This is a genomic window from Aeromonas sp. S18(2024) (assembly GCF_041402525.1).
GTDB classification, from domain to species: Bacteria; Pseudomonadota; Gammaproteobacteria; order Enterobacterales; family Aeromonadaceae; genus Aeromonas; species Aeromonas enteropelogenes.
In genome coordinates this window covers 421,167-446,926 of the sequence record NZ_JBGLQV010000003.1, presented here as the reverse complement: position 1 = coordinate 446,926, position 25,760 = coordinate 421,167, and the positions used below count along the sequence as shown (strand labels likewise).

Genomic DNA, 25,760 nt, shown 5'->3' with positions numbered 1-25,760 from the left:
CGGATGCAAAGTCCAGACACATTTCATGCCTTGAGAACCACTCGATAAGTGAACGGTCGGGTGGGTTGAAAATGATAGCAAGCAGGGCTGCCTGACAAGGCGGCCCTTTTCATTTTCTGGCGAAGGAGAGTGAAACAGGCGCGGATCAGGCGATCGCGCTGTCAAACAGGTTCTTGATGAGATCGATGAACTCTTCGAGGAAGGCTTGCTGTTCCGGGGTCGGGGCGCGCAGCCAGACGGCAGAGAGGACCTCTTCCAGATCCGCTACCACGGCATCCGCTTCCTGCATGATGACGAAACGCACCTTGGGATCGAGCTCGGGATGCTGCTCGCAGATGGCCATCAGGTTGCTGGCCACGCGGCCGCTGACCAGATCCTCGATGGTCTCGCCCCCTTCACTCTGTTGTTGGGTCTCGAACAGTCCCAAACGCTCTACCAGATACTCGATCAGCGAGATATAGCCATCACTTTCTACCACCATGGGTGCAGCCTCAATACAGTAACAATACGAAAATCAGGCGTATTTTAGTGGCTTGACCTAGCTTGGCAAGCGGCAGAACAGGCGATATCGGGTAAAACTGACCCCGCCACGCTCCACACACTCCATCCCGGTCAGGGTAAAACCATGTCGTAAAAATAGCCCATAACTGAAGGCGCTGGCTTCGGTGGTCACCGCTTTGAGCCCGAGCAGGGGGGCGTTTGCCAACGCCGTGGTCAGCAGCAGGTTGCCAAGTCCCTGGCGCTGATGCTCGGCGCTCACATAAAGAAGGCTCAGCTGTCCGTCCTGGCTCAAGGTGACGAAACCCAGGGGCGTGTCGCCCCAGCAGGCGACCCAGCCGTGGTGCTCGCGAAGCTGATTGGCAAAGCCGGGATGATGGGCACCCAAAGCCCACTGCTCCACCTGCTCCGGGCTGTAGTGCTCGGGGCCTGCGCGGCGCACCGCCTGTTCGAACAGGGCGATGAGGGCGGGGATATGCTGCTCGCTCAGCGGGACGATATGAAGTTGCGACGTCATGACTTGGCCTGAGGAGTCTGCGGGCGTTTTGCCTTGGGCAAGCCGGCGACGACCCTCTCATAGGAGTGGTGCACCCAGCCCTGCCAGAGATCCTCGGCCAGGGTGTCGCTCAGGGTGACCGTGTTCCAGTGCTGTTTGTTCATGTGCCAGCCCGGTTTGACCTCGGGGTGAAGTTCTCGCAGCAGCAGAGCCAGCTCGGGCTCGCATTTGAGGTTGATGGAGAGGGGCTCCGCCTGCCAGTCCACCAGCGCAAACATCTTGCCGGCGATGCGGTAGACCAGGATCTCCGGACCAAAGGGCGTGTCTTCGGTGGCACCCGGCAGGGTGAGCAGAAACTGGCGCAAGTGAGTCAGATCCATGGTGGGTTCTCGCGTAAGGGGTGATCCTGGTCATGGTTTGCGCATATCTATCAGGGGCTTGCTTCTGTTACTATGCGCGCTGCCGAGTATACCCCCCATCACAGAAGGAGCCCATTGGATGTTGTACCACAAGACCTTCGAGCTGGGTCCCGAACGGGATTGGGTTGTGTTCGTGCACGGGGCGGGTGGCAGCTCTTCCATCTGGTTCAGACAGCTGCGTGCCTATCGCGAGCACTTCAACGTGCTGCTGCTGGATCTGCGCGGCCACGGTCAGTCCCACAAGCTGCAGCAGGTGATCCAGGGCCACTACAGCTTTCGCGCCGTGACCGAGGACATCGTTCGTCTGCTCGATCATCTGAATATCCGCCGTGCCCACTTCGTCGGCATCTCTCTGGGCACCATCCTTATTCGCCATCTGGCGGAGCTCTGCCCCGAGCGGGTCAAGAGCATGGTGCTGGGGGGCGCCATCCTGCGCCTCGACATCCGCTCCCGGGTGCTGGTGCAGCTCGGTCGCCTCGGCCAGCACATCCTGCCCTACATGTGGCTCTACCGCTTGTTCGCCTTCATCATCATGCCGCGCCAGCATCATCAGGAGTCCCGCAATCTCTTCGTGCGCGAGGCGCGCAAGCTCTGCCAGAAAGAGTTCAAGCGCTGGTTTCGCCTCGCCACCGAGGTCAATCCCCTGATGCGCTATTTTCGCGAGCGCGCCCTGCCCATTCCCACCCTCTATGTGATGGGGGAGGAGGATCACATGTTCTTGGCGCCGGTGCGCGAACAGGTGGCCCGCGATGCCAGCGCCTCCCTGATGGTGATCGAGCAGTGCGGTCACGTCTGCAACGTGGAGCAGCCCGAGCAGTTCAACCGCACCACCCTGGCCTTTCTCACCGCCCAGCGCCCCTGAATCGGGCGCCTTGCGGTTGCCGACCGCTGTGGTACTCCGCTACTACCCGGCGCGCCGTGCGCTTCGCTACCCTGTGGCTCCCATTGATAAGGAGCCAACATGACCAAACTCATCCACACCATGATCCGGGTTCGCGATCTGGATGCCTCCACCCGTTTCTACCGCGATGCCCTCGAACTGGAGGTGCGGGATCACTTCCCCTTCGACGGTTTCTCCCTCACCTATCTTGCCAATGCAAAGAGCGGCTTCGAGCTCGAACTCACCCACAATCACGGACAGGCCGAGCCCTACAGCCACGGCAGCGGCTACGGCCATCTGGCGGTAGCGGTGGAGGATATAGAGGCGGCCCATCAACGGCTGACGGCGCTTGGGCTCACGCCCGCGCCGGTCAAGGCGATGCAGCACGAGGGCAACCTGCTGGCCCGGTTCTTCTTCGTGACCGACCCTGACGGTTACAAGATTGAATTTATCGAGCGCAGCGGGCGCTTCGCCTGACGCTGAACTGGCAGCATGTACTTGACGGCCATAGGGGATCCTTCGGCCGTTTTTTCAGGCGGCGTTCCGAGCGGTCGCGGGGTTGGATTCGAGATAGATGAGGCAGGAGCAGCGCAGCAGGGAGGCAAAGTTGCCCATCTCCATGCCGTTGCCCTGCGCCTCCTGATAGAGCTCGGAGAGAAACTGTCCCATGGAGCGCCCCTGGGCGTGGCAGAGCTGCTCGAGAATATCCCAGAACTTGTTTTCCAGCCGGATGCTGGTGCTATGGCCGCAGATCCGCACCGAACGGGTGGTGCTGGTGTAGTTGTAGGGATCCTGGCCGGAGAAAACGGTGCACATGGGGCGCCTCTTGGGTAAACGGGGAGGCCATGGTAAGCAAGGCCTCCCGTCAGGTCAAAGTCGCCAACCCGTTCGCTCACACGAAGTAGTGGGCAATGTCGAGGTAGCGCTGGCGGATATGCTCGATCAGCAGCCTTATCTTGCGCGGCGGCTGGCGGGTGAAGGGGTAGACCGCGTAGATGCCGAGCTTCTTGCCCACCCGGTCCGGAAACAAGTCCACCAGCTCGCCGTTCATCAGGTCGTGATAGACGAGACAGCGCGGCACATAGACGATGCCGCGCCCCCCCAGTGCCGCCTTGCGCAGGGCGCTGGCGTTGTCGGTGGAGAAGTTCCCCGATACCGACAAGAGATAGTCCCCCTGTTCCCCCTTGAAGGCCCACTCCGAGGCCCCCGTACTCTGGTAGGCGTAGCGCAGGCAGTTGTGCTCAAGCAAGTCTGACGGCTCGCGCGGCGCCCCGAAGCGGCGCACGTAGGCGGGGGCAGCGCAGATCACCCACTGGGAGTCGAGGATGTGGCGGGCAATCAGGCTCGAGTCATCCAGATAGCCGGTGCGAATGACCAGGTCGAACCCCTCTTCCACCAGATTGACGAAGCGATTGTCGAGGGACATCTCCACCGTGAGCCCGGGGTGCTGCTGGCAAAAATCGGCCACGGCGTCGGCGAGCAGCAGCTCCCCCGAGATGGTGGGCACCGACATGCGCACATGACCGCTCACCTTTTCACCAAATCCCGCCACTGCATCGAAGGCGTCTAGTGCGGCGGCCTTCACATTTTTGGCACCCTGATAGAGCTCCTTGCCCGCCTCGCTCAGGGTGAGCCGGCGGGTGGTGCGATAGAGCAGCTGCACCCCGAGCTCCTCTTCCAGGCGCCCAATCCGCTTGCTAACCACTGAATTTGTCAGGGAATTTTGTTCGGCCACCTTGCTGAAGGAGCCGGCCTCCACCACCTGAGCGAAGAGAATGAGGTCGTCGGTACTGGCCATATTTGTCGATTTTAGGAATGAATGTTGTTCATTATTTCCATATATCGCGAAAAAGGAACAGGGTAAGGTCACGTTCGCTTAACAAAACAACAACAAGGTGCGCCCGTCGCACGACCTCTGGACAAGGATGCAATGATGACAGACACCCTGTTGGCCCTGGTGGCCTTCTCGCCGATCGTGGTGGCCGCCGTGCTGCTGGTCGGCCTCAACTGGCCCGCCAAGCGCGCCATGCCCATCGCCTTTATCCTGACCGTATTCATCGCCCTCTGGGGCTGGCAGATGAGCCCGACCCGGGTGCTCGCCTCCAGCCTGCAGGGGCTCATCATCACGGTGACCGTGCTCTGGATCGTGTTCGGCGCCATCCTGATGCTCAACACCCTCAAGCACACCGGCGCCATCAGCGCCATTCGCGGCGGCTTTACCAACATCTCGCCGGATCGGCGCATCCAGGCCATCATCATCGCCTGGTGCTTCGGCGCCTTTATCGAGGGAGCCTCAGGGTTTGGCACCCCGGCGGCCATCGCCGCCCCCCTGCTGGTGGCCATCGGCTTTCCGGCGCTCGCCGCCGTGCTGCTCGGCATGATGATCCAGTCCACTCCGGTATCCTTCGGCGCGGTGGGTACCCCCATCCTGGTGGGCATCAACAAGGGGCTGGATAACCAGGCCATCGGCCATACCCTGAGCGCCGGCGGCAGCAGCTGGGACATCTACCTGCAGCAGGTGACCACCAACGTGGCCCTCATTCACGCCGTGGTCGGCACCCTGATGCCGGTGCTGATGGTGATGATGCTGACCCGCTTCTTCGGCCGCAACCGCAGCTGGACCGAGGGGCTCTCCATCCTGCCCTTCGCGATTTTCGCCGGGCTCGCCTTCACCGTGCCCTATGCCCTGACCGGCATGCTGCTTGGTCCTGAGTTCCCGTCCCTCATCGGCGGGCTGGTGGGGCTGGCCCTGGTGGTGACGGCGGCGCGCCATGGTTTTCTGGTGCCCAAGAACTCCTGGGATTTCGCCCCCGAGAACGAGTGGCCCGCCGAGTGGCTGGGCTCCCTGAAGCTCGATCTCAAAGAGGCCGCCGGCCGTCCCATGTCCCTTCTGCTGGCCTGGCTCCCCTATGTGGCGCTGGCCCTCCTGCTGGTGGCGAGCCGGGTGAGCCCGGAGTTCAAGGCAAGCCTCCTGTCGGTGAGCCTCGCCTTCACCGATCTACTGGGGGAGAAGGGGGTGAGTGCCTCCATTGAGCCGCTCTACCTGCCGGGGGGCCTGCTGGTGCTCTGCGCCCTGATCGCCACCCTCATTCAGGCCCGCGCCCTGGCGCCCCTCGGCCGCGCCGTGAGCGAGTCGAGCCGCACCCTGATCGGCGCCGGCTTCGTGCTGATTTTCACCGTGCCCATGGTGCGCATCTTCATCAACTCCGGCGTCAACGGGGCGGATCTCGCCAGCATGCCGGTGACCACCGCGAATTTTGCCGCCGGCCTGGTGGGGGAGTTCTTCCCGGCCCTGAGCGCCACTATCGGCGCGCTGGGGGCCTTTATCGCCGGCTCCAACACGGTGTCGAACATGATGTTCAGCCAGTTCCAGTTCGAGGTGGCCCAGACCCTCGGCGTCTCCACCGCCGCCATGCTGGCACTGCAGGCGGTCGGCGCCGCGGCCGGCAACATGATTGCCATTCACAACGTGGTGGCGGCCTCGGCCACCGTGGGTCTCTTGGGCCGCGAGGGGGCGACGCTGCGCAAGACGGCGCTGCCGACCCTCTACTACCTGCTGGCCACCGGCCTTATCGGGTTGGCGCTCATGTACAGCTTCCACGTCTCGGACGCACTGCTGCAGTTGAAGTAAAGGAGAGCAAGTGATGAAGGTAATGCGGGTCTATCCGGCCAAGCCGGCCGATGTCTATCTCTACGCCACCTGTCTGGTGGACCTGTTCGACCCGGTGGCGGGGCTCGATGCCATCGCCCTGATCGAGCGGGAGGGGATAAGGGTGCACTTTGTCGAGAAGCAGACCTGCTGCGGCCAGCCGGCCTACACCTCGGGTCACGAGGAGGAAGCGCGCAAGGTGGCGAAAAGCCAGATGGCGCTCTTCCCCGAGCCCTGGCCCGTGGTGGTGCTGTCGGGCTCCTGCGGCGGCATGATGCACCATCACTATGCTCGCCTCTTCCCGGACAGCCCCGAGGTGACAGCGTTTTGCGAGCGGGTGTTCGAGCTGACCGAGTTTCTGGCCCGGGTCTGCCGGGTGCGCTGGCGCGCCGTGGGGGAGGCGAGCATCGTCATGCACACCTCCTGCTCGGCCCGGCGCGAGATGCAGGTGCACACCACGGCTCGCAGCCTGCTGGGGCAGCTCGAGGGCGTGACCCTGAACGAGCAGGCCTACGAGAGCGAGTGCTGCGGCTTTGGCGGCACCTTCTCGGTGCGCCACCCCCACATCAGTCAGGCCATGGTCGAAGACAAGACCCGCCATCTGCTGGCCACCGGCGCCGATACCCTGGTGAGCGCCGACTGGGGGTGCCTATTGAACATCAAGGGATCCCTGGCCTATCAGGGCAAAATCTTGCCCGCCACCCATCTGGCCAGCTTCCTGCTCGCCCATAGCGAGCCGGTGGCTCAGGGCTTACAAGCGCAAAAACAGGGGGCCCATCATGAGTGATCACGCCAAGTATTCGCCGCGCCGCTTCCACCCCCAGGCCGAGGCGGCCCTGGCCGACCCCGTGCTGCGCCAGAACTTTCGTGGCGCCATGGATTACCTGCGAGGCAAGCGGCGGGACGCCTTCGCCGATCCGCAGGAAGAAGCGGCGGTGCGCGATGCGGTGGAGCAGATCCGCCAGCGCTGCCTCTCGCGCCTGCCGGAGCTGCTGGAGCAGCTCGAAGCCAACTGTGAGCGCAACGGCATCAAGGTGCACTGGGCCCAGACGCCGGCCGAGGCCAACGCCATCATCCTCGGCATCGCCCAGCAACACGGGGTGAGCAGCATCGTCAAGGGCAAGTCCATGGTGAGCGAGGAGGTGGGCTTCAACCACGAGATGGCGCGCCACGGCATCCGTTGCCTTGAGAGCGACATGGGGGAGTTTATCGTCCAGCTCGACGGCGACACTCCGTCCCACATCATCATGCCCGCCATCCACAAGAACAAGCAGGAGGTGAGCGATACCTTCGCAAGCAACCTCGAAGGCTTTACCCCCACCACCGACGTGGACGCCCTGATCCAGACCGGGCGGCGGGCCCTGCGCGAAGAGTTTCGCCGCGCCGGCATGGGGCTCTCCGGCGTCAACTTCGCGGTGGCGGAGACCGGCAGCCTGTGCCTCGTCGAGAACGAGGGCAACGGGCGCATGTGCACGACTGTGCCCAAGGTCCACGTGGCCATCACCGGCATCGAGAAGGTGGTGGAGTTCCTCTCCGACGTGCCGCCCCTCTACAGTGCCCTGACCCGCTCGGCCACCGGCCAGGCCATCACCACCTATTTCAACGTCATCAGCGGCCCGCGCCGGGCAGGGGAGCTGGACGGCCCCGACGAGGTGCACCTGGTGCTGCTCGACAACGGTCGCAGCCAGGCCTATCGGGACGAAGAGCTGCGCAAGACCCTGCAGTGCATCCGCTGCGGCGCCTGCATGAACCACTGCCCGGTCTACACCCGCATCGGCGGCCACGCCTACGGCACCATCTACCCGGGCCCCATCGGCAAGATCATCTCCCCCCATCTGCTGGGGCTGGAAAGCACCCAGGATCTGGTGACGGCGTCCAGCCTGTGCGGCGCCTGCGGCGAGGTGTGCCCGGTGCGCATCCCCATTCCCGACATGTTGCAGCGCCTGCGCCGGGAGGCCAAACACGACGCAGAACCCGGCCACGAACCGCTGGCGGGGCAGGGAGCGGCCAGGAGCCGGCTCGAGACGCTTGCCATTCAAGGCTTTGCCTTCGCCGCCACCCACCCGCGCCTCTACCACGCCGCGACCGGTGTGGCCGGTCGCCTGCGGGGGCTGATGCCCAAACATCTGGGCCCCTGGACCCAGTGCCGCGAAGCCCCCAAACCCGCTCCCCAGAGCCTGCACGCCCTGCTGCGCCAGAAAAAGAAGGAGTCCTGAGATGTCGAGCAAAGAGGCTATCTTGAACCGCCTGCGCGGCGCCGCCACCCCCATTGCCCAGGCTCCCCATGGCTGGCAGCCCTGGCGCGGGGTAGATGACAACGCGCGGCGCGAGCGCTTTCTTGGCATGATCACCGCCAGCCACGCCGAGATCCTCACCGTCAAGGAGGCGACCCTTGCCCGGGATCTGACCGCCTGGCTGGATGAGGAAGGTGTGACGCATCTGGCCTGTGGCCAGGGCGGCCGCTGGCAAGATGAAGTCGCTGCTGCCTGCGCCGGGCGCTCGGTGCTGACCCCGGCGGGGGAGTTCGCCGGCTGGAAAGACGATCTGTTCGACGTCTGTCAGGCGGGCATCACCCACTGCGCGGGGGCCATCGCCGATACCGGCACCCTGGTGTTGCTGCCCGATGGCGGCGAGCCGCGCACCTTATCCCTGGTGCCTCCCTGCCATATCGCCCTGCTGGCGGCCTCCACCATCGCCGACAACCTGGCGGGGTTGGTGGAGGCCGGGCGCTGGCAGCAGGTCATGCCCACCAATCTGCTGCTGGTCTCCGGCCCCTCCAAGACCGCCGACATCCAGCAGACCCTGGCCTACGGCGCCCACGGCCCGAGCCGCCTCTTGGTGGTGCTGGTGGAGGATTGCTGATGCGCTGGAACCAGTTTGATGCCGCCGTGCTCTCGCGCATCCCACGCGAGCGGCTGGTGAGCGATCCGGATTTGCGCCTCGCCCACGGCACGGATGCCAGCTTCTACCGGCTGGTGCCAGAGCGCATCGTACGCCTCGACTCCTTGGATGAGGTGCGCTTCGTGCTGGGGGTGTGCCGCGAATTGCACCTGCCGTGCACCTTTCGCGCCGCCGGTACCAGCCTCTCGGGTCAGGCCCTGAGCGATTCGGTGCTCATTACCCTGACCGACAGCTGGCGCGGCCACCGCATTCTGGACAATGGCGCCCGCATTGCCCTGCAACCCGGGGTGATCGGCGCCGATGCCAACCGCTATCTGGCGCCTCTGGGGCGCAAGATTGGGCCGGATCCGGCCTCCATCAACGCCTGCAAGCTGGGCGGCATCGCCGCCAACAACGCGAGCGGCATGTGCTGCGGCACCGCCCACAACAGCTATCACACCCTGCACGCCATGACCCTGCTGCTGGCCGATGGCACCGTGCTGGACAGCGGCGATCCGCATAGTCGCGCCGCCTTGGCGGCCAGGCGCCCGGAGCTGATCACGGGGCTCGCCGCCCTGCGCGCCGAGGTGCTGGCCAATACCGAGCTTGCCGCCAAAATTCGCCACAAGTACCGGCTCAAGAATACCACGGGCTACGCCATCAATGCCCTGCTCGACCATGAGGAGCCCATCGATATCCTCACCCACCTGATGATCGGCTCGGAGGGGACCCTCGGCTTTATCGCCGAGGTGGTGCTCGATACCGTGCCTGAATACCCCCACAAGGCCTCGGCCCTGCTGGTGTTCCGGGATGCCGAACAGGCGTGTCTGGCCACCTCGCGCCTTAAAAGTGCGCCGGTGGCGGCGGTGGAGCTGATGGATGGACGCTCCCTTCGCTCGGTCGCGGACAAGCCCGGCCTGCCGGACTTTATCAAAGAGCTGGACCTGGCCGCCTGCGCCCTGCTTGTCGAGGTGCATGGGGAGTCGAAAGAGGAGCTGGTCGATCGTTGTGAGCAGGTGACGGCCATGGCCGCCGGGTTCGCTCAGGTCGCCTCTGTGCCCTTTACCGGCGACAGCGCCGGCCTCTGGGCTATTCGCAAGGGGCTCTTCCCGGCGGTGGGGGCGGTGCGCACCACCGGTACCACCGTCATCATCGAGGATGTCGCCTTTCCCATCGAACGTCTGGCGGAGGGGGTGGCGGGGCTGCAGCAACTGTTTGATCGCTTCGAATACGGTGAAGCCATCATCTTTGGCCACGCGCTGGAGGGGAACCTGCACTTCGTCTTTACCCAGGGCTTTGAGGATCCGGCCCAGGTGGCCCGCTACGGCGCCTTTATGGATGCGGTGGCGGAGCTGGTCGCCGTGCGCTTTGGCGGGTCCCTCAAGGCCGAGCACGGCACCGGCCGCAACATGGCCCCCTATGTGGAACTGGAGTGGGGGCCGGAGGGGATGGCGCTGATGCGCCGCATCAAGGCGCTGCTGGACCCCCATGGTCTGCTCAATCCCGGCGTCATCATCAACGACGACCCCAAGGCCCACCTGGCCCACCTCAAGCCCATGCCGGCGAGCGATGCCATCGTCGATCCGTGCATCGAGTGCGGCTTTTGCGAGGCGGTCTGCCCCTCGCGCACCCTGTCGCTCTCGCCGCGCCAACGCATCGTGCTTTACCGCGAACTGGCCCGCCGCAATCGTGCCGATGAGCCCTCCAACCAGCTGGCCCGGCTGTTTGACTATCAGGGTATCGACACCTGCGCCGCCACCGGGCTCTGCGCCGATCGCTGCCCGGTCGGCATCAATACCGGAGCGCTCATCAAGAAGCTGCGCACTGACAAGTACCAGCGCTTCGTGCCCATCGCCCGCTGGAGCGCCGATCACTTCGCCGGTGTCACCCGCACGGCGCGCAGTGCGCTGGGCCTCAAAGGGATTGCCGGCAAGCTGCTCGGAGACAAGGCGCTGGCAGGATTGGTGAACGGGGTTCGCCATCTGAGCGGCCAGCGCCCGCCCGCCTGGTTGCCGACCCTGCCGGGGCCAAGCCGCTACCAATTGCCGCCAGGGGAGGGGAGCAATGACGAAGCAAGGGATCGCGCTGTTGTTTATCTGCCCTCCTGCGCCAGCCGGGTATTCGGTCAGCAAGAGGATGCCCCGTCACTGCCGGACGTAGTGCTATCCCTGCTCAAGAAGGCAGGTTGCCGGGTAATCGTGCCGGCGAGAGTTGAGGGGCTCTGCTGCGGCATGCCCTATGACAGCAAAGGGATGGCCGAGGTGGCTGCCGCCAAGCGTATTGAGCTAGCCGAGGCATTGTGGCAGGCAAGCGAGCTGGGGCGCTGGCCCGTGCTGCTCGACACCAGCCCCTGCGTGCAGCGACTGCTCTCGGGGGCGCTTGGCAAGGGCCTTCGGGTGTTCGAACCCTCCGCCTTTGTGCTGGAACACCTGCTACCCCACCTTGAGCTGACCCCCATCGATGAGACAGTGATGCTCCATATCACCTGCAGCAGCCGGCGCATGGGGTTGGGGGATAAGATGCTGGCGGTGGCCCGCGCCTGCGCCCGCGAGGTGATCGTGCCAGAGCATATCCAGTGCTGCGGCTTTGCTGGCGACAAGGGGCTGATGACCCCGGAGCTCAACGCCGCCGCGCTCGCCAGCCTGCCCGCTCAGGTCCCCGCCAATTGCCGTCAGGGGTTCAGCAATAGCCGCACCTGCGAAATGGGGCTCAGCCAGCACGCCGGCATTCCCTATCACAGCATCCTCTATCTGGTGGATCAGGCGGCGAAATAAATAAAACCCCGGCAAATAATTATGCTGGGGTTACAGGTTGGTTTAATCGGTCAGAACTTATATTCTATTAATATATTTTTTATTATAACTCATCACGAACATTTTTAATCGCGCATATCATAAGCTTTCATAATGCTTAATAACTTTTACTATAGGGTCCAGTAATGGTTTTAGACTTCTAAAATCGATTTCTTTTTTTCGTTCCTTTATGATATGAGTTGCAAAGGCGTCTTTGCTGAGATCAGATTTCGCATCTCTTTTTTCAATGGTATTAAAACATTTCCCATTCACATGTTTCATCATTCTTGTTTTTCTATCAAAAAAGTGTTCTATATCAGTATCTTCATCATTTATTCCTCGAGGGGTAAATATTACATATAGATTTTTTATGATATGTATGAACTCTGATTTTCGAATTTCATTTGACTTGTCTAGACTGGATGGAAATAGATTTATCTTATCTTTAAAGTTTTTGCTTTGTAATAAGTATACGATATTGTTTGGCCCAGTATCATTATCCAAGAAAATTATAACTGGATTTTTAGGCTTTACATTTTCATACAGTTTCATATTTTTTTCGAAACTTTCAATGAACCCTTTCAGATAGTCTGTTCCACCATACAACCCTAATAAAAACCTTGTTCTTTTGGTATATTCAACAAATCGTACTAATAAATCATAATGCTCTCCTTTAGTGTCAACCAGTAAAGGATAATCAATTTTCAATTGACTAATTGCTGATTTTAAATAGATGTTGTCAGTTTTCCCTTCACAAAGAATAGTTGGCTTCTCATTTCCACAAAAGAGACGGTAATATAAAAACTGGCTAAATGTTTTTTCTCTTCCAGAGAGCAGTGTTTTTGTGTTTTTTCCAATATCTTTCAACGCATATTCAGGAACTAATGGTGATTTTTGTCTTAAGCGATTGTAGTGGTCTATATGATCAATAAAATTTAGTTGGCCTTCTAATTCGTTTAGATTGCCAGCAACCTCCACATTATCTTTAACAGATGTAAATGAACCGGTCTTGAATAGCGTATTACATTTAGCTCTGGCTAATCGCCAATATTCTTTTCTTGTATTAGGTTTCTTGTTGGCTACAAGCCCTGTAACATCATGACGAGAATCTTTTAATTGAACTCTTGTTTTACTGTCATTAATTGAAAACCCTGAACTTTTAATCGCTTGTAGCAGCCTATTTCCTAAAATGTAATTATTTCCGTCCATTGTTATTAATTGAGAGGGGAGTTTAGAACTTCTTGTAGAAAAAGTTATATCGTCAGCGTACCTTGTATATGTACATTTGTATTTCTTGGATAAAGATGCCAATTTGATATCTAAGCTGTGGGTTATTAAATTAGATAATACGGGTGAGCAGGGGCTTCCTTGAGGAAGAGCATTCTCATGACAAGCTATTTGTGCAATTACAGTTGCAATATGCTCATTCAATTTGAAATTTTCGTTTTTGATAAAAAAACCACGAATTCGCCCGAAGTTAAAACTATCAAAGAAATTTTCTAAATCAATGTTTAGAATGTTTTTCTTTCCAATATGCATCATTGCATTAGTTATAATCGAGCGATCTCTTGCAAATCCATGAGACAAAGATGGTTGCTTGGATTCTGATGTGGGAATTTTGACTTTTAAAACCTCTGCAGCATAGTCATTTTCTTTATTTTTTCTGAGCTTTGGTTTTGTTGATTGGGATGTAGGAAATTTCTTTGAGTTTATTTCATCAATGCAATCCAATAACAAAATAGATAGTCTTTTTTGTAAGCTTTTTAGCTCGTCTGATGGTGCATTTATGATTCTTATACCACCTGATTTTTTCTTTATAGTAAACTGATGATATTGTTTTTCAGGGCGAACGATATAAAGCGTTCTTGTTAAAAAAGCCGCATCTACGCCCAACAATTCAGCTAAATCAGGTTTGGTTGATATCTGTTTTAAAACATCAAGTTTTGACATATATACTTCCGTACATAAAGTGGCTTATGGGCACTCCTACGCACTTATCATATCCTGTAACACAGTGATACACTACCATAGGGCAATCCGAATGGACGATTTTTTCACTGCTCGCGAAACGCGAGCGAATAATCTGCCCATAAGCCAAGGCTGAATCTAATATGATAAAACAAATAAGTCAACTAGATTTTTAATTGTTCTATCGTCAATTTTTAAAATTTCTTCTTAGCTTTTTATATTTAAAACGGACATATAACACATTTAATGCCATTGACATGACAGAATTTAATATTTTTTAAAATAAAACAATAATATGTATTAATTATATATTCTCAATTCTGATAGCTACCGTACGGATTTCAGCTTCCGTTGTGCTGCCTTCAAGCTGAATTGAAGATGATTGAACCATCGCTACTCCATGGCTACCTTTGGGGCTCTGAGGTCCGGATGAGTAGCCTATCAAAGGCTGACCTCTCTGTTGAGTAAAAACACAGAAAATCCGTGGGATTTGAATGAAATCTTGATGGCGGTCAGATTTTGACGGGGATAGTCAGGATGGGGACGTGCAGATGGATAAGAATGTGACAGCTGAGGCGGCCGCTCAAATGTTGGTGATCAATAGCCGGTCATCTCCAGATAGCCGACGCCGTTGGCGTCCCCCGAGACGGAGACTGCCCCCTCCCAGTAGTCAAAGCGGCCCGTCATGGCCTGATTGGGCTGGCGTGCCTGGATGGTGAGTTTCATATCGGCGGCGTCAAGCTGCCACTCGATAGGGTAGGGCTGCCCCTTGGGGCCGCGCCAGGTCTTGCTGGGGGTGAGGCGGATCTGCGCAGGATTCAGCACCCGGCTGCTGCCATCGCGCTCAATCAGGATACCGTAGCGGTTTTCTGGCTTGTTTTCGGAATTGGCGCGTCCCGATTTGGTGCGCAGGCGAAACAGCATCAGCTCGCGGCCATCTTCAAATTGCAGCGAAAACCAGTCCCAGCCCGCTTGCCACTCGGCCAATATCGAGCTGCTCCATTCGTGATCAAACCAGCCCTCACCGCTGACGTTGCGGGTCTCGCCATCTAGGGTCAAGGTGCCGCTGATGGTCAGGCGCGGGTAGGAGTAGTAGAAGGAGGCGTTGCCCGGGCTCTTCTCGCTGTAACCCTGTTGGCCCTGCAGCACCGCCGGCTTGGCGGCGATCACCTTCAAATCAAGATTCCCCGCCTTGCTCTGAACCTTGAGGGTGGCGGGAAAGAGGGATTCCCCTTGGGAGGCCAACACCCACTCTTTCAGCCAATACTGGCCGCCGCTGGCGCCGGCCAGCCCCGGCCCCTGGCGGCTGGTGCGCTCATCCTGCTGGTGGCTGCCTTTACTCAAATCCGTGATGGCGAACTGGGCCAGCCAGAGCTGGGGAGTGAGCCAGGGGTTATCCGATTTGATGTTTTGCTCGATACCCTGGCGAAACAGGGTCCACTGCATGCCGTAGTCACGCCCCTGTTCGTCTTTCAGGTTGCCGGTGAGATACCACCACTCGGAGCGGTAGTCGGGGTGGGCACCGTGATCGGCGGGCAGCTGGATGGACTGACCAGGCAGAGCCTTTTTGAAGTGATCGCTGCCACCGCCGAGGATGGCCCCCAGATCGCTGGCACCGACAGCCCCGCCATACAGCGCCCAGAGCACCCCCAGTGCCAGCGGCCACGCGTTGATTTTTTTCATACCACTCTCCTTGCGGCGTACCAGGAGGCGAGCGCGCCACAGACGGGGGCGAGCAGGAGCGCCGTGACGGCGTGCAAGGGGGCGGCCTCGAAGGCCAGCCGCCAGCCGAAGGCGCGGGGGTTGACCACCTCAATCAGCACCCAGGCGAGGCCATAGCCCACCGGCAGGGCCAGGAGCGCCGTGAGCAGCCCCAATCCCGCCCCCTGCCACACCAGCAACCGGCGGCAGTGGCGGGGGCTTAGCCCCAAGCTCTGCAGGGTCTGCAGTTCGCCGCGTCGGGCCAACCCCAGCACCATAAAGGCCGAGCCGATACCGACAAAGGCGATCCCCAGGATCAGCAATTTCAATAGCTCGGTCACCACAAAGGTCTGGTCGAACACCTTGAGGGCTGCGGCGTGGATGGCGGGGGCGGGCAAGAGGTTCACCCGCTCGCCAAACTGCGCCCGCAGGCGATCGGCGAGGCGCTCCGGTTGGTTGCTAAAGAGGGCGAGGGATTGCACGGCCCCGCCCTCGAAGGCGTGCAGTATCTGCCCCTTGTCGCTGCCGTAATCCTGATAGATGCCGGTGACGGTAAGCCGCCTTGGCCCCTGCTCGCCCGTCACCTCGAGGCTCTGGCCCACTTTGACCCCGAGGCGCACCGTCAGCGGTTCGCTCGCCAGCACCTCGTCGGGGGTGGCGGGCCAGCGTCCGGCCAGCAGCGGGTAGGCGGCTTTAAGCTCGGGGATAAAGTCCATCTGCGCCCACTCGATGGGCTGACCCTGCCAGCGGGCGGGGCGCACCGAGCGGCGCGAGACGGCGCTCACGTCTGGCTGGGCGAGAATGGTGTTGAGGGGCTGCTCGCTCAGGGCGCCCTTGCTGCCTGCCACCCCTTTGGGGGCGGTGACGTAGAGATCGGCGGCCAGGCGCTGGCCGAGCCAGATCTCCACGCTTGAGCGAAAACTCGACACCATGACTCCGATGCCGATGGCCGCGGCGATGGCAAGTTGCAGCGCCATCACAGCGATGGTGGTGCGATCCAGGTGGTAGCGGGTCTCGGCTACCGCCAGTCGGGTGGTGAGGGAGCCGCCCGGCCGTGATCGCAGCCATCCCAGCACGGCGCGAAGGAGATCGGGCAGCCAGAGTGCCATGGCGAGCAGCCAGCCGCCGGCGATAAAGAGGGCGCCGGTGAGGCCGGTTTCTGGCCGCCACAGACAGAGCGCGCAGAGCAGCAGGATGGCGATGGCCAAGATGCGCCGGCGCCAGGGGTGGGTCGGCGGGCGGCTGTTGCCGTCCCGCAGTTCAAGGGGGGATTGGCGCAGCAGTTGCCACCAGCCGGGCAGGTTGGCGGTAAGCGTCCCCAGAAGGCCAATCACCAGCGCCTTGCCAAGGCTGGCGGGGGAGAGGCGCAGCAGATCGATGGGGTTGGGGCCATAGAGATCGGCTAGCGCCTGGGTGAGCTGCCCCATCAGGGCGAGGGCCAACAGGCTTCCCAGCAGCAGCCCGAGCAGGGTGCCGATGCTGGCGAGGATCAGGATCTCCAGGGTCAGCCAGCGCAGCAGCCGGCGTGGCGGCATGCCGAGGATGATGAGCTGGACCAGCTGGGGGCGGCGCACGCTCTGCACGAAGCGTTGGGCGTTGAACACCAGAAAGAGCCCCACCGCCATGGCGAGCAGGGAGAGGGCCGTGAGGTTGAGGGCCAGCGCATCGCCGAGCTGGCTGGCATCCAGCGCCGGGCTGATGGGGTCGAGCCAGAGGGGCTGCTTAGGGGCATAGGCTTGCAGGGCTGTTTGCAGGGTGTGAGCTTGCGTCTCGCTTAGCTTGAAGACGATACGATCGAGCCGCCCTTCCTTGCCAAGCAGGGGCTGGGCGAGGCCGATGTCGGTGACCAGCAGCCGCTCCATGGGCACGGCGCCGGGTTCGAAGGTGCCGGCCAGGGTGAGGGTCAGCGCTCGCTCACCCCGTTGGCCATGAGGCGAGGTTTCGCTTAGGAGAAACGTGCGGGGCTGACCCGGCTGCCAGCCAAGCCGTCTGGCCTCGGGGGCCGCCAGCCAGACGCTGTCGGCGCGGCTCAACGAGAAATCGGGTTGGCTGTCTTGCTCTGCGTCAAAGAGGCGGCGCAAGGGGCCGGGGTTGAAGAGATCCATCCCGAGCAGCTGGAAGCTGCGCCCCTGCTCGTCCTTGAGCCAGGCGTGCAGCTCTGGCATGGCGTTGAGGTCGGGCTGGCTTCGCACCAGCTTGACGTAGAGCTGCTCATCCAGCCCGCCGTCCGGCGCCAGCCGGTAGTTCGCTTCCCCCGCCAGCTGGCTGCGGGCGGCGACGAAGTTGGTGCGGGCGCTGTGGTTAAGAAGCTCGATGGCCACCACCAGAGAGACCCCCAACACCAGCCCGGTCAGGCTCATCAACAGCAGCCAGGGGTGAGTGCGATAGAGGCGCAGCAGCGCCTTTAGCGGCAGCATGGCAAGTCCTCGCTCACGGGGCGGACGTCACCCATGGGGAGCTCCGGTGCTGGGTGCACGCTTTAGCTCGACCAGCTGGCCCCCTTCGAGGCGCAGCACCCGATCCGCCAGGGCGCTGTAGGCTGGGTTGTGGCTCACCAGCAAGAGGCCGGCGCCGGTGCCCCGCACCGCCGTCATCATCAGTGCCATCACCTGCTCGGCGTTGTGTTCATCAAGACTGCCGGTGGGTTCGTCCGCGAGCAGCCACCGGGGCTTGTGAATGAGGGCGCGGGCCAGGGCGACCCGCTGGCGCTGGCCGCCGGAGAGCTGCTCCGGCCAGGCGTGGCGCTTGTGGGTGAGATCGAGCCGTGCCAGCAGGGTGTCAACCTCTGACTGCTGGCGCGGGATCTGGTTGATGGCGAGCGGCAGGCAGAGGTTCTCCTCCACCGTCAGTGTCGGCAGCAGGTTGAAGTCCTGATAGACGATGCCAAAATGGCGGCCGCGCAATCGGGCCCGCTCGTCCGCCGGCAATGTGTCGAGGCGGGTCTCCCCCAGCCAGATCTCCCCCTCATCAGGGGGAAGCAGGCCGGCGATAAGGCTCAGCAGGGTCGATTTGCCGCAGCCGCTTTGCCCCAGCAGCAGGGTGATCTCGCCGGGGGGGAGGGCAAGATCCAGGCGCTGGAACAGCGGAAGCCGTTCGCTGCCGTTATCGAAGCTCTTGCAGAGGTTGCGCAGGGTCAGCATGGGATAACCGGTTGATGGTCAATGGCTTTCAGTATGCCCGCTACTATGCCAGTTAGTGATCACGGCTGCAAAAGCGAAGCGGATCCTGGCTGGATCCTGCTCGCAAGAGGTGGTTAGAATAGAGGCTTCCATGGGTCACAGGATGCGCAAGGATGTTACACAAGCAAGTCAGTTTTATCGTCGACAGCAAGGGCAACAAGCAGGCTGCCGTGGTCCCCATCGATATCTACAACGAGCTGATGACCCTGCAAAAGGCGCTCTCCGACAACAAGCCGGGGGAGCGCGAGCTCTACCACTTCAACGGTAAGGGGGCTGAAGCCCACGGTTATCCGGTGGGCAAGCGGCAGAATCCCGGCTTCATGGTGCTGGCGGGCTCCACCGCCAACGGCGAGGACGCGGCATCCCTGCGCGAGGCGGTGATCGAGCTGCGCCAGGAGCTGCTGGGCAAGGGGATCCTTTCCCCCCGCAGCGAAGGGGGCTTCGTGTTTGTGGCCGATCAGCTGTTCAACAGCCCGAGCCTGGCCGCCAGCCTGGTGGCGGGCAACAACCGCAGCGGCCTCGATGCCTGGCAGAACAGTGCCGGCTACACCCTCAAGCAGTCGGGGTTTGGCAAGAAATAACGGTGAGTTCTCGTTGCCGATCAATTGATAATTGATTGACCTGGATGAAATTATTTTTTCATCCAGGTGCTAGCATGAAAGCCAGACGGTTCCCAAAGGAAGAGGCTCCATGTCTACGTTATCCCGCTTTGTCCCTCTGTTTTTGTTCTGTGTGTTTCCCGCCGAGGCCAGCAGTGGCCCCATTCCAATGACCTTCTCCACGGTCGGCCTGTTTTGTGTCGCCCTGTTCACCCTGGCCTATGCCCTGGTGATGGCAGAGGAGTATCTGCAACTGCGCAAGTCCAAACCCGTGCTGGTGGCTGCCGGGGTGATCTGGATCCTGATCGGCATCGTCTATGCCCAGGGGGGCATGAGTTCGGCTGCGGAGCAGGCATTTCGCCACAACCTGCTCGAATACGCCGAGCTGATGCTGTTTCTGCTGGTGGCGATGACTTACATCAATGCCATGGAGGACAGGATGCTGTTCGATGCGCTGCGGGCCTGGCTCATCCGCTCCGGCTTTCAGCTGCGCACCCTGTTCTGGCTGACCGGCGTGCTGGCGTTCTTCATCTCGCCGGTGGCGGACAACCTCACCACGGCGCTCCTGATGTGCGCCGTGGTGCTGAAGGTGGCCAACGGCGATCGGCGGTTCGTCAACCTCGCCTGCATCAATATCGTGGTGGCGGCCAACGCCGGCGGCGCCTTCAGCCCCTTTGGCGACATCACCACCCTGATGGTGTGGCAGGCCGGCAAGGTAGCGTTTGGCCAGTTTTTCGCGCTCTTTATCCCCTCTGTGCTCAACTTTCTGGTGCCGGCCCTGCTGATGAGCTTCATGGTGCCCAAGCATGCCCCCAAGGCGGTCAACGAGGTGGTGGATCTCAAACGCGGGGCCTTTGGCATAGTCGCGCTCTTTATCCTGACCATATTGACGGCGGTCGCCTGCCATAACTTCCTCCATCTTCCCCCTGTGCTCGGCATGATGATGGGGCTTGGCTATCTGCAGTTTTTCGGTTTCTATCTGCGCAAGACCCTGCCCACATCACTTGCCCGCAAGCGCGCCCTCTACGAGCGCAACGGCGATCAGGCACGTCTCAGACAGCTTGGCTCCGTGGTGCCCTTTGATGTGTTCAACAAGGTGGCGAAAGCGGAGTGGGATACCCTGCTGTTTTTCTACGGGGTGGTGATGTGCGTCGGCGGGCTGGGCTTTATGGGCTATCTGGAGCTGGTCTCCGCCTGGCTCTATGAAGGGGGTAATGCCACCCAGGCCAACATCGCCATCGGCCTGCTCTCCGCCATTGTCGACAACATCCCGGTGATGTTTGCGGTGCTCTCGATGAATCCGGACATGGCGCTCGGTCAGTGGCTGCTGGTCACCTTGACGGCCGGGGTGGGGGGCAGTCTGCTCTCCATCGGGTCGGCGGCCGGGGTGGCGCTGATGGGGCAGGCCCACGGCATGTATACCTTCTTCGGCCACCTCAAGTGGCTGCCCGCCATTCTGCTTGGCTATCTGGTGAGCATAGGGGCACATCTGTGGCTCAATAGCGCCCAGTTCTAAGGGCGATGAACATCCAGGGAAGGAAAGATGGGACAACTGTTCGAGGCGCTCTCGCCACAACATGTGGCTTTTATCGCGGCACAGAAGATCTACTTCGTCGCCACGGCGGCGGATCAGGGGACGGTCAACCTCTCCCCCAAGGGGGGCGACTCCTTGAGAGTCATCGATGCCCATACCCTGGCCTGGCTCAATCTGACCGGCAGCGGCAACGAGTCGGCGGCCCATGTGCTGCACAATCCGCGCATGACGGTGATGTTCTGTGCCTTCGAGGGGGCGCCGCTGATCCTGCGAGCCTATGGTCAGGCACGGGTGCTGCACCGTGGCGACACGGGGTGGGAGGCCGCGCTGGCCCGCTTTCCCGCAAGTATCGCGGCCCGCCAGATCTTCTTGCTGGATATCGAGCGGGTGCAGGCCTCCTGCGGTATGTCGGTGCCCCTGTTCGACTACCAAGGAGACAGGGAGGATCTGGCCAACTGGTCCGAGCGTCAGGGCAGGGAAGGGATCGAGGCCTACTGGCGCAAGAAGAACCAGCTGAGCCTGGATGGCCTGGAGAGCGAGATCCTGGCTCGCAGCGGGCTGGAGGCCACACCTTAGAGAAGGCGCGACGGTGAAAGAGGGAACTATGCCCCGTGATACACAAAGCCCTGCTGATACAAGCAGGGCTTTTTCATATGTCTCATGCGTGATGGCGACAAAAGCGTCAGGAGGCGGTGCGTTTGCCTGCCAGCAACCAGTAGCTCAGGGCCGATCCCGCCCCACAGCTGGCGATGGCGATAGCCATGGGCAGCGGTGATGCTGGCGGGTTGAGGTTCACCAGTATGCCCACCAGGGCGCCGATACCAAAACGCAGGGTGCCCGCCAGTGCCGAGGCGGTGCCTGCGGACTGCGGGAAGTGGCCCATCAGGCCGGTCATGGCGTTGGCCCCCACCAGGCTGATATGGCCGACGAACAGCACCACGGGGATGACGATGCCCCACAGACCCCCGGTCTGGCTCCAGGCGTTGTAGATGAGCAGGGCCCCGGCGCAGGGCAGCACCAGCAGGCCGTATTGCAGCATCCGCTCGGCGCCCACCCCCTTCACCAGCCGGCTGTTGACGAAGGTGACCACCATCATCAGCAGGATATTGAGGCCAAACAGCCAGCCGTAGTGCTCGGTCGGCACCTTGAAATACTCGATATAGACGTAAGGGGAACCGCTTAAGAAGGCGAACATGCCGGAGCTTGAGAGCGCCCCGCACAGCACATAACCCATGGCGCCACGATGGGTGAGCACCCCCCAGTAGTTGCGCAGCACCTGGCCTATCTTCAGGGGCTGCTTGTGCTCGGGCTTGAGGGTCTCCTGAATTTTCCACTGCATCACCACGCAGATAAGCAGGCTGATGACCACCAGCAGCCAGAAGATCACCCGCCAGTCGCTGTGGGCGCTGATGTAGCCGCCCACCACGGGGGCTACCAGGGGAGCGAGCGTCATCACCAGGATGACGAAGGACATGGCGCGGGAAAACGCATCCTTCTCGAAAAGATCCCGCAGCAAGGCGTTGACCACCACCGAGCCCGCCGCGCCACCGGCGGCCTGCAGCATCCGCCAAGCCAGCAGCTCGGGCAGCGAATCCGCCATGGCGCAGCCCACCGAGGCCACGGCGAACATCATCAATCCCGCCAGGATCACCGGTTTGCGGCCAAAACTGTCGGCGAGCGGCCCGTAGAACAGCTGGCCGATGGCAAAGCCGCCGAGAAAGGCGCTGATGGTGAGCTGGGCTCCGTCGATGCTGGTGGCCAGATCCCGGGCGATGGCCGGAATGGCGGGCAGGTACATGTCCACCGCGAGCGGCGTCAGGCCCGCCAGGGCACCGAGCAGAATAAAGAGAAAACGGGGAGAGAGGGCGGCGGCTTGGGGAACTGGGGCGTGGGGCATAGGGTGTCCGGTTGTCGACCTTGGTTGCGAATAAGAGGAAATAACGAGTCTACCAGCTTTAACCACGCCGGGCATGGCGTTCCTGTGCCAGCGGTTTGTCATGGTGACGGGCCGTGTCGGGCGATTGGTAACGGGTCTTGATGAAGGTGCCTGCCAGGGCCAGCCACCAGGCAAGCCAGGTCACCAGCGACAGGCCATAGCCGAGGCGCTCAGGCCAGCGGGCACTCAGGGTCACGGTCAGTCGGTAGTCGCCGGCGGGCACCTGAACCTGCAGCAGTCCGTTCTGGGTACTGCTGACGGGCAACTCGGTGCCATCGTCGCGCCAGGCCTGCCAGCCCGGATAGTAATACTGGTGCATCACCAGGGTGGCCGGGGTCTTGGCGTTCACGGTCAGCACTATGTTGCGGGGACGCCAGCCCTGGATCTGCCACTGGATGCCCGGCCGCTGTGTGGTGATCTCGGGCTGGAACTCATCCTTCCAGGCCAGCAGGGTGGGCGAGAAGTTGCCGCGGGGCACCTGCCTTGGCCGGTATTCCCGGGCGCTGCGCTTGCTGTCAAAGAGTGTATCGATCGCTGCCTTGTCAGGGCTCTGGGTGAGGGGGGATTCACGCACATAGAGCGCCTGCGAGGCCATGATAAGGGCGAGCAGCCCCCACCAGAGCCACTGCCATAACCGATGGACGGGAGGCGCCAGGGCCACCACGGCCACGGTGGCGATGACCAGGATCAGGTTGAAGCGCCAGGGAAATTGCACCAGTTGCAGCGGCGTGAGGAGCTGCCAGAGCGGCTCGCTCACGGAGAGGGTCATGAGAAAACAGAGGGTACCGATCACCCCCCAGCGCCGCAGTTCGGGATGATGGGGCTCGCGGGTGGCGGCCCAGGCCACCAGCAGCAGGGCGAGGGTCAGTATGGTCAGCCAGGTGAGGTGACCACGAAAACGCCAGTCATCCAGGCTCTGGGGCAGGCGATCGAGAAAATTGCGCTGGAATTCGAAGATGCCGGTGCGCATCTGCTCCATGGAGATGCCCCCCTGATCCAGCAGGGCGGGCAACAGCAGCAGACTCGCCATGGCCAGCCCCCATCCCTGTGCCAACAAGGTGGGCCAGATGGCGTCGCTTGTCTGGTTGCGCCAGGCCAGCAGCAGGCTGCGTACCGTCAGTAGCGCCAGGATGAGCAGCAGACTCGGCAGGTTGGAGAGGGCCAGCATGGCCACGGCAAACGCGAGCAGGAGCAGGCCGAAGGGGGCCTGTTTGCTGAGCCTGTCCTGCCCCAGCAGCGCCAGTGGTGCCCAGACGAAGGCCCAGCTTTCTGCCAGGGCGAAGCGGGCATAGATGTCGATAGCCAGATGATAGGGGAGCGCCATATAGAGCAGGCTGGCCCCCAGGGCCCGGCGGGGAGAGGCGAAGGTACGCAGCCACAGATAGGCAAACAGACCCGAGAGCCAGAGCGCCAGACTGCTGCTCCAGAGCAGGGGCGTCATGGCCTCGTGAGCGAGGGGCGTGGGGCCGGCGAAGAGGGCGTTGGCATAGTAGGGGAGCGGTGGGTAGAAGAAAAAAACCGGGCTGCCGAAGGAGCCATTCATGGCCATCAGCCAGCGGGGATAGAGTTCCCCCTGCCACAGTTGCACCGCAAAAAAGTGGCTGGAGAGCAGATGGTGAAAAAGATCATGCCCCTGACTGCCGCCGCGCAGCCAGAAGGGCAACAACATAATCGCTGTGGCTATCAGCAATACCAGAGGAATGCTGTAGCGCGTCCGCAATCCAACCATGTCGGGACTCGCTGGTTATGGCCGCAAGGAGAGTCTGGTCGAGTTGCCGGCTCCCTCTGCGTCCTGATCCTGCCGTCAGGGCCCAGCATCCGCTTGCCTGTCGGGAATGGCAAGCCAGAGGCCGGGCTCGGCGCGAAAGCGCGGAGCAAACCACCACTGTCGGTAGGGCGCGGGCAGGCTGCTCGCGTCGATAGGGCGCCGACTGAGACGACAGGCGCCCTGCGTCAGGACCAGACGCGCATCCCCCCCATACCAGCCATCGGTGATCGGAAGCTGCGTGGTCTCGCGCAGCAGCCTGACGCCCCATTGGGTGACCAGCGCAGAACAGCGCTGCTCTGCCAGGGTGGCCGCCTGAACCATGGCAGGTGGTCGGGGTGAAGTGAGGGTCGAACCAAGCAGCAGGAGCGCCGCCAGCACGGCGAGCGTCTCCCCCCGGTGCGGCAGCCTGCCTGCCAGCAGCACCAGACCGAGCAGGGTAAGCGGCGCCAGATGACGGGGATTGTCCGGGTTCTGGCCAAACAGGGTCCAGAGCAGCAGGGCGAGCCAACCCAGCGTCCAGACCAGCCTGCTCCCTCTCTCTTTTCGCCAGAGCGGCATCAGCAGCAGCCCGCATGCCAGGGGCCAGAGTGGCGTGAGCTGGGCGTGCAGGGTCTTGGCCCAGCTAAGCAACCGATCCCCGTGGGCCGCTGCCGTGTTGCCCCACAAGGTAAAGTGGCCGTTGGTAAAGCGCCGCCCTTCGCTGAAATAGGCCCAGCCATCGGCCTGCCAGACGAAGAGCAGGCAGGCGAATCCCACCAGGGCGATAGGGAGCACAAACCTGAGCCGCTCGCCTCGGTGTTGCAACCCCAGAGCGATCGGCAGCAGGGCCAGCACGAAATAGGAGGGGCGCAGGGCCAGCATGAGGCCCAGCAGCAGACCGGCCAGCGCCGGGTGGCGAGCCTGATGTCCGGATGCGGATTGAGTGGGTGACAGCGCCAGCAGGGCGCCAAGCCAGGCGGCGAGTGCCGGTCCGTCAGAGAGGCCGGAGAGGGCGAGCGTCGGGGTGAGCGGCAGGGCCAGCACCAGCAGCCAGACGGGGGCCAGGAGGCTTGGACGCTGCCACAGTCTGACTGCAAGCAAGGCTGCGAGCGGCGCCAGCAGGCCGGTGCCCAGCAGGCTGGCATACTGCACCGCGGCGGCGGGACTATCCACCACCAGATTGACAAGGCGGGCCAGCCAGATAAAGGCGGGATAACCCGGAAAGTGGGGCGCGAACTCCAGCACGCTAAAGCGCGTCACCCCGTGGGCAAAGTTCAGGGCATCGTCTGAATCGAGCGCCACCGGGAAAGCCAGCAGCCAGCCCAGCCAGGCCAACTGCAGCAGGATCAGCAGGTAGGGTCGATTAGCAAAGCGTAATCGGCCGTGGTGACCCCTCCCTTCTCCCACAAGAGAAGAAGGGGGCAAACCGGTGTCCGGGTGCATCTATCGGCAGGCCGTGCGTAGGGTGGGTAGAGCGAAGCG

Annotated in this window: 22 protein-coding genes; 10 read left to right on the top strand and 12 right to left on the bottom strand. The window is 61.4% G+C overall.

Going from position 1 to position 25,760, the window contains the following annotated elements; all coding sequences use genetic code 11:
• Window positions 1-145 precede the first annotated feature (145 nt).
• From ACB034_RS08250 to ACB034_RS08240, 3 genes are read right to left on the bottom strand one after another with little or no spacing between them, the layout of a single operon-like run.
• On the bottom strand, window positions 146-481 hold the full coding sequence (locus ACB034_RS08250; RefSeq protein ID WP_201939978.1) for a DUF3802 family protein: 336 nt from the start codon (window positions 479-481) through the stop codon (window positions 146-148).
• Window positions 482-538: 57 nt separating this feature from the next.
• A complete protein-coding gene (locus ACB034_RS08245) occupies window positions 539-1,015 on the bottom strand; it encodes a GNAT family N-acetyltransferase (RefSeq protein ID WP_223377290.1) in 477 nt (158 codons plus the stop codon).
• Window positions 1,012-1,374 carry an MmcQ/YjbR family DNA-binding protein gene (locus tag ACB034_RS08240; RefSeq protein WP_223377292.1) on the bottom strand — a complete coding sequence of 121 codons (363 nt, stop codon included), beginning with the start codon at window positions 1,372-1,374 and terminating at the stop codon, window positions 1,012-1,014. The genes ACB034_RS08245 and ACB034_RS08240 overlap by 4 nt, the downstream gene beginning before the upstream one ends.
• Before the next feature lie 118 nt (window positions 1,375-1,492).
• Here ACB034_RS08240 and ACB034_RS08235 point away from each other — a divergent pair, with 118 nt between their 5' ends.
• Both ACB034_RS08235 and ACB034_RS08230 read left to right on the top strand, forming a co-directional pair.
• Entirely contained in the window at window positions 1,493-2,275 is a 783-nt protein-coding gene (locus tag ACB034_RS08235; protein WP_026456517.1) for an alpha/beta fold hydrolase, read from the top strand.
• Between the two features lie 99 nt (window positions 2,276-2,374).
• Window positions 2,375-2,770 (top strand): glyoxalase superfamily protein, encoded by a 396-nt coding sequence (locus ACB034_RS08230; protein WP_371172562.1) that lies wholly within the window; start codon window positions 2,375-2,377, stop codon window positions 2,768-2,770.
• Window positions 2,771-2,824: 54 nt separating this feature from the next.
• On the opposite strand, the gene ACB034_RS08225 is transcribed toward ACB034_RS08230, so the two are convergent.
• Both ACB034_RS08225 and ACB034_RS08220 read right to left on the bottom strand, forming a co-directional pair.
• On the bottom strand, window positions 2,825-3,109 hold the full coding sequence (locus ACB034_RS08225) for a ribbon-helix-helix domain-containing protein (protein WP_042025999.1): 285 nt from the start codon (window positions 3,107-3,109) through the stop codon (window positions 2,825-2,827).
• A gap of 76 nt (window positions 3,110-3,185) precedes the next feature.
• A complete protein-coding gene (locus ACB034_RS08220; RefSeq protein ID WP_371172561.1) occupies window positions 3,186-4,163 on the bottom strand; it encodes a LysR family transcriptional regulator in 978 nt (325 codons plus the stop codon).
• 63 nt (window positions 4,164-4,226) lie between these two features.
• On the opposite strand from ACB034_RS08220, the gene ACB034_RS08215 reads away from it, so the two are divergent.
• Genes ACB034_RS08215 through ACB034_RS08195 form a run of 5 tightly spaced genes read left to right on the top strand, consistent with a single transcriptional unit; the run spans window position 4,227 to window position 11,596 of the window.
• The gene (locus ACB034_RS08215; protein WP_371172560.1) at window positions 4,227-5,924 is read left to right on the top strand and encodes an L-lactate permease; all 1,698 of its coding nucleotides are present in this window, start codon (window positions 4,227-4,229) and stop codon (window positions 5,922-5,924) included.
• Between the two features lie 13 nt (window positions 5,925-5,937).
• Window positions 5,938-6,729 (top strand): (Fe-S)-binding protein, encoded by a 792-nt coding sequence (locus ACB034_RS08210; RefSeq protein WP_201979155.1) that lies wholly within the window; start codon window positions 5,938-5,940, stop codon window positions 6,727-6,729.
• Window positions 6,722-8,158: a LutB/LldF family L-lactate oxidation iron-sulfur protein gene (locus tag ACB034_RS08205; protein ID WP_371172559.1), complete on the top strand. Its 1,437-nt coding sequence runs from the start codon at window positions 6,722-6,724 to the stop codon at window positions 8,156-8,158. The genes ACB034_RS08210 and ACB034_RS08205 overlap by 8 nt, the downstream gene beginning before the upstream one ends.
• A 1-nt stretch (window position 8,159) precedes the next feature.
• Entirely contained in the window at window positions 8,160-8,804 is a 645-nt protein-coding gene (locus tag ACB034_RS08200; RefSeq protein ID WP_371172558.1) for a lactate utilization protein C, read from the top strand.
• A complete protein-coding gene (locus ACB034_RS08195) occupies window positions 8,804-11,596 on the top strand; it encodes an FAD-binding and (Fe-S)-binding domain-containing protein (RefSeq protein WP_371172557.1) in 2,793 nt (930 codons plus the stop codon). The genes ACB034_RS08200 and ACB034_RS08195 overlap by 1 nt, the downstream gene beginning before the upstream one ends.
• A 117-nt stretch (window positions 11,597-11,713) precedes the next feature.
• Here the strand turns inward: ACB034_RS08195 and ACB034_RS08190 are convergent, their stop codons facing one another.
• The 4 genes from ACB034_RS08190 to ACB034_RS08175 all read right to left on the bottom strand — a co-directional run bounded on the left by ACB034_RS08190 (window position 11,714) and on the right by ACB034_RS08175 (window position 18,423).
• Window positions 11,714-13,564: a retron Ec67 family RNA-directed DNA polymerase/endonuclease gene (locus ACB034_RS08190; RefSeq protein WP_371172556.1), complete on the bottom strand. Its 1,851-nt coding sequence runs from the start codon at window positions 13,562-13,564 to the stop codon at window positions 11,714-11,716.
• 615 nt (window positions 13,565-14,179) lie between these two features.
• Window positions 14,180-15,265 (bottom strand): lipocalin-like domain-containing protein, encoded by a 1,086-nt coding sequence (locus ACB034_RS08185; protein ID WP_371172555.1) that lies wholly within the window; start codon window positions 15,263-15,265, stop codon window positions 14,180-14,182.
• The gene (locus tag ACB034_RS08180) at window positions 15,262-17,700 is read right to left on the bottom strand and encodes an FtsX-like permease family protein (protein ID WP_371172554.1); all 2,439 of its coding nucleotides are present in this window, start codon (window positions 17,698-17,700) and stop codon (window positions 15,262-15,264) included. The genes ACB034_RS08185 and ACB034_RS08180 overlap by 4 nt, the downstream gene beginning before the upstream one ends.
• A gap of 27 nt (window positions 17,701-17,727) precedes the next feature.
• On the bottom strand, window positions 17,728-18,423 hold the full coding sequence (locus tag ACB034_RS08175) for an ABC transporter ATP-binding protein (protein WP_371172553.1): 696 nt from the start codon (window positions 18,421-18,423) through the stop codon (window positions 17,728-17,730).
• Between the two features lie 152 nt (window positions 18,424-18,575).
• Here ACB034_RS08175 and ACB034_RS08170 point away from each other — a divergent pair, with 152 nt between their 5' ends.
• The 3 genes from ACB034_RS08170 to ACB034_RS08160 all read left to right on the top strand — a co-directional run bounded on the left by ACB034_RS08170 (window position 18,576) and on the right by ACB034_RS08160 (window position 21,171).
• On the top strand, window positions 18,576-19,043 hold the full coding sequence (locus ACB034_RS08170) for a DUF4357 domain-containing protein (RefSeq protein WP_026457061.1): 468 nt from the start codon (window positions 18,576-18,578) through the stop codon (window positions 19,041-19,043).
• A 109-nt stretch (window positions 19,044-19,152) separates the two neighbouring features.
• Window positions 19,153-20,577, top strand: coding sequence for a sodium:proton antiporter NhaD (gene nhaD / locus ACB034_RS08165; protein ID WP_371144381.1), 1,425 nt, complete (start codon window positions 19,153-19,155; stop codon window positions 20,575-20,577).
• 27 nt (window positions 20,578-20,604) lie between these two features.
• Entirely contained in the window at window positions 20,605-21,171 is a 567-nt protein-coding gene (locus tag ACB034_RS08160) for a pyridoxamine 5'-phosphate oxidase family protein (RefSeq protein ID WP_371172552.1), read from the top strand.
• A 106-nt stretch (window positions 21,172-21,277) separates the two neighbouring features.
• On the opposite strand, the gene ACB034_RS08155 is transcribed toward ACB034_RS08160, so the two are convergent.
• From ACB034_RS08155 to ACB034_RS08145, 3 genes are all read right to left on the bottom strand, one after another.
• Window positions 21,278-22,492 carry a Bcr/CflA family multidrug efflux MFS transporter gene (locus tag ACB034_RS08155; protein ID WP_371172551.1) on the bottom strand — a complete coding sequence of 405 codons (1,215 nt, stop codon included), beginning with the start codon at window positions 22,490-22,492 and terminating at the stop codon, window positions 21,278-21,280.
• Window positions 22,493-22,550: 58 nt separating this feature from the next.
• Window positions 22,551-24,260: a 6-pyruvoyl-tetrahydropterin synthase-related protein gene (locus ACB034_RS08150; protein ID WP_371172550.1), complete on the bottom strand. Its 1,710-nt coding sequence runs from the start codon at window positions 24,258-24,260 to the stop codon at window positions 22,551-22,553.
• A gap of 75 nt (window positions 24,261-24,335) precedes the next feature.
• Window positions 24,336-25,631 (bottom strand): hypothetical protein, encoded by a 1,296-nt coding sequence (locus ACB034_RS08145; protein WP_042026030.1) that lies wholly within the window; start codon window positions 25,629-25,631, stop codon window positions 24,336-24,338.
• Between the last annotated feature and the right edge of the window lie 129 nt (window positions 25,632-25,760).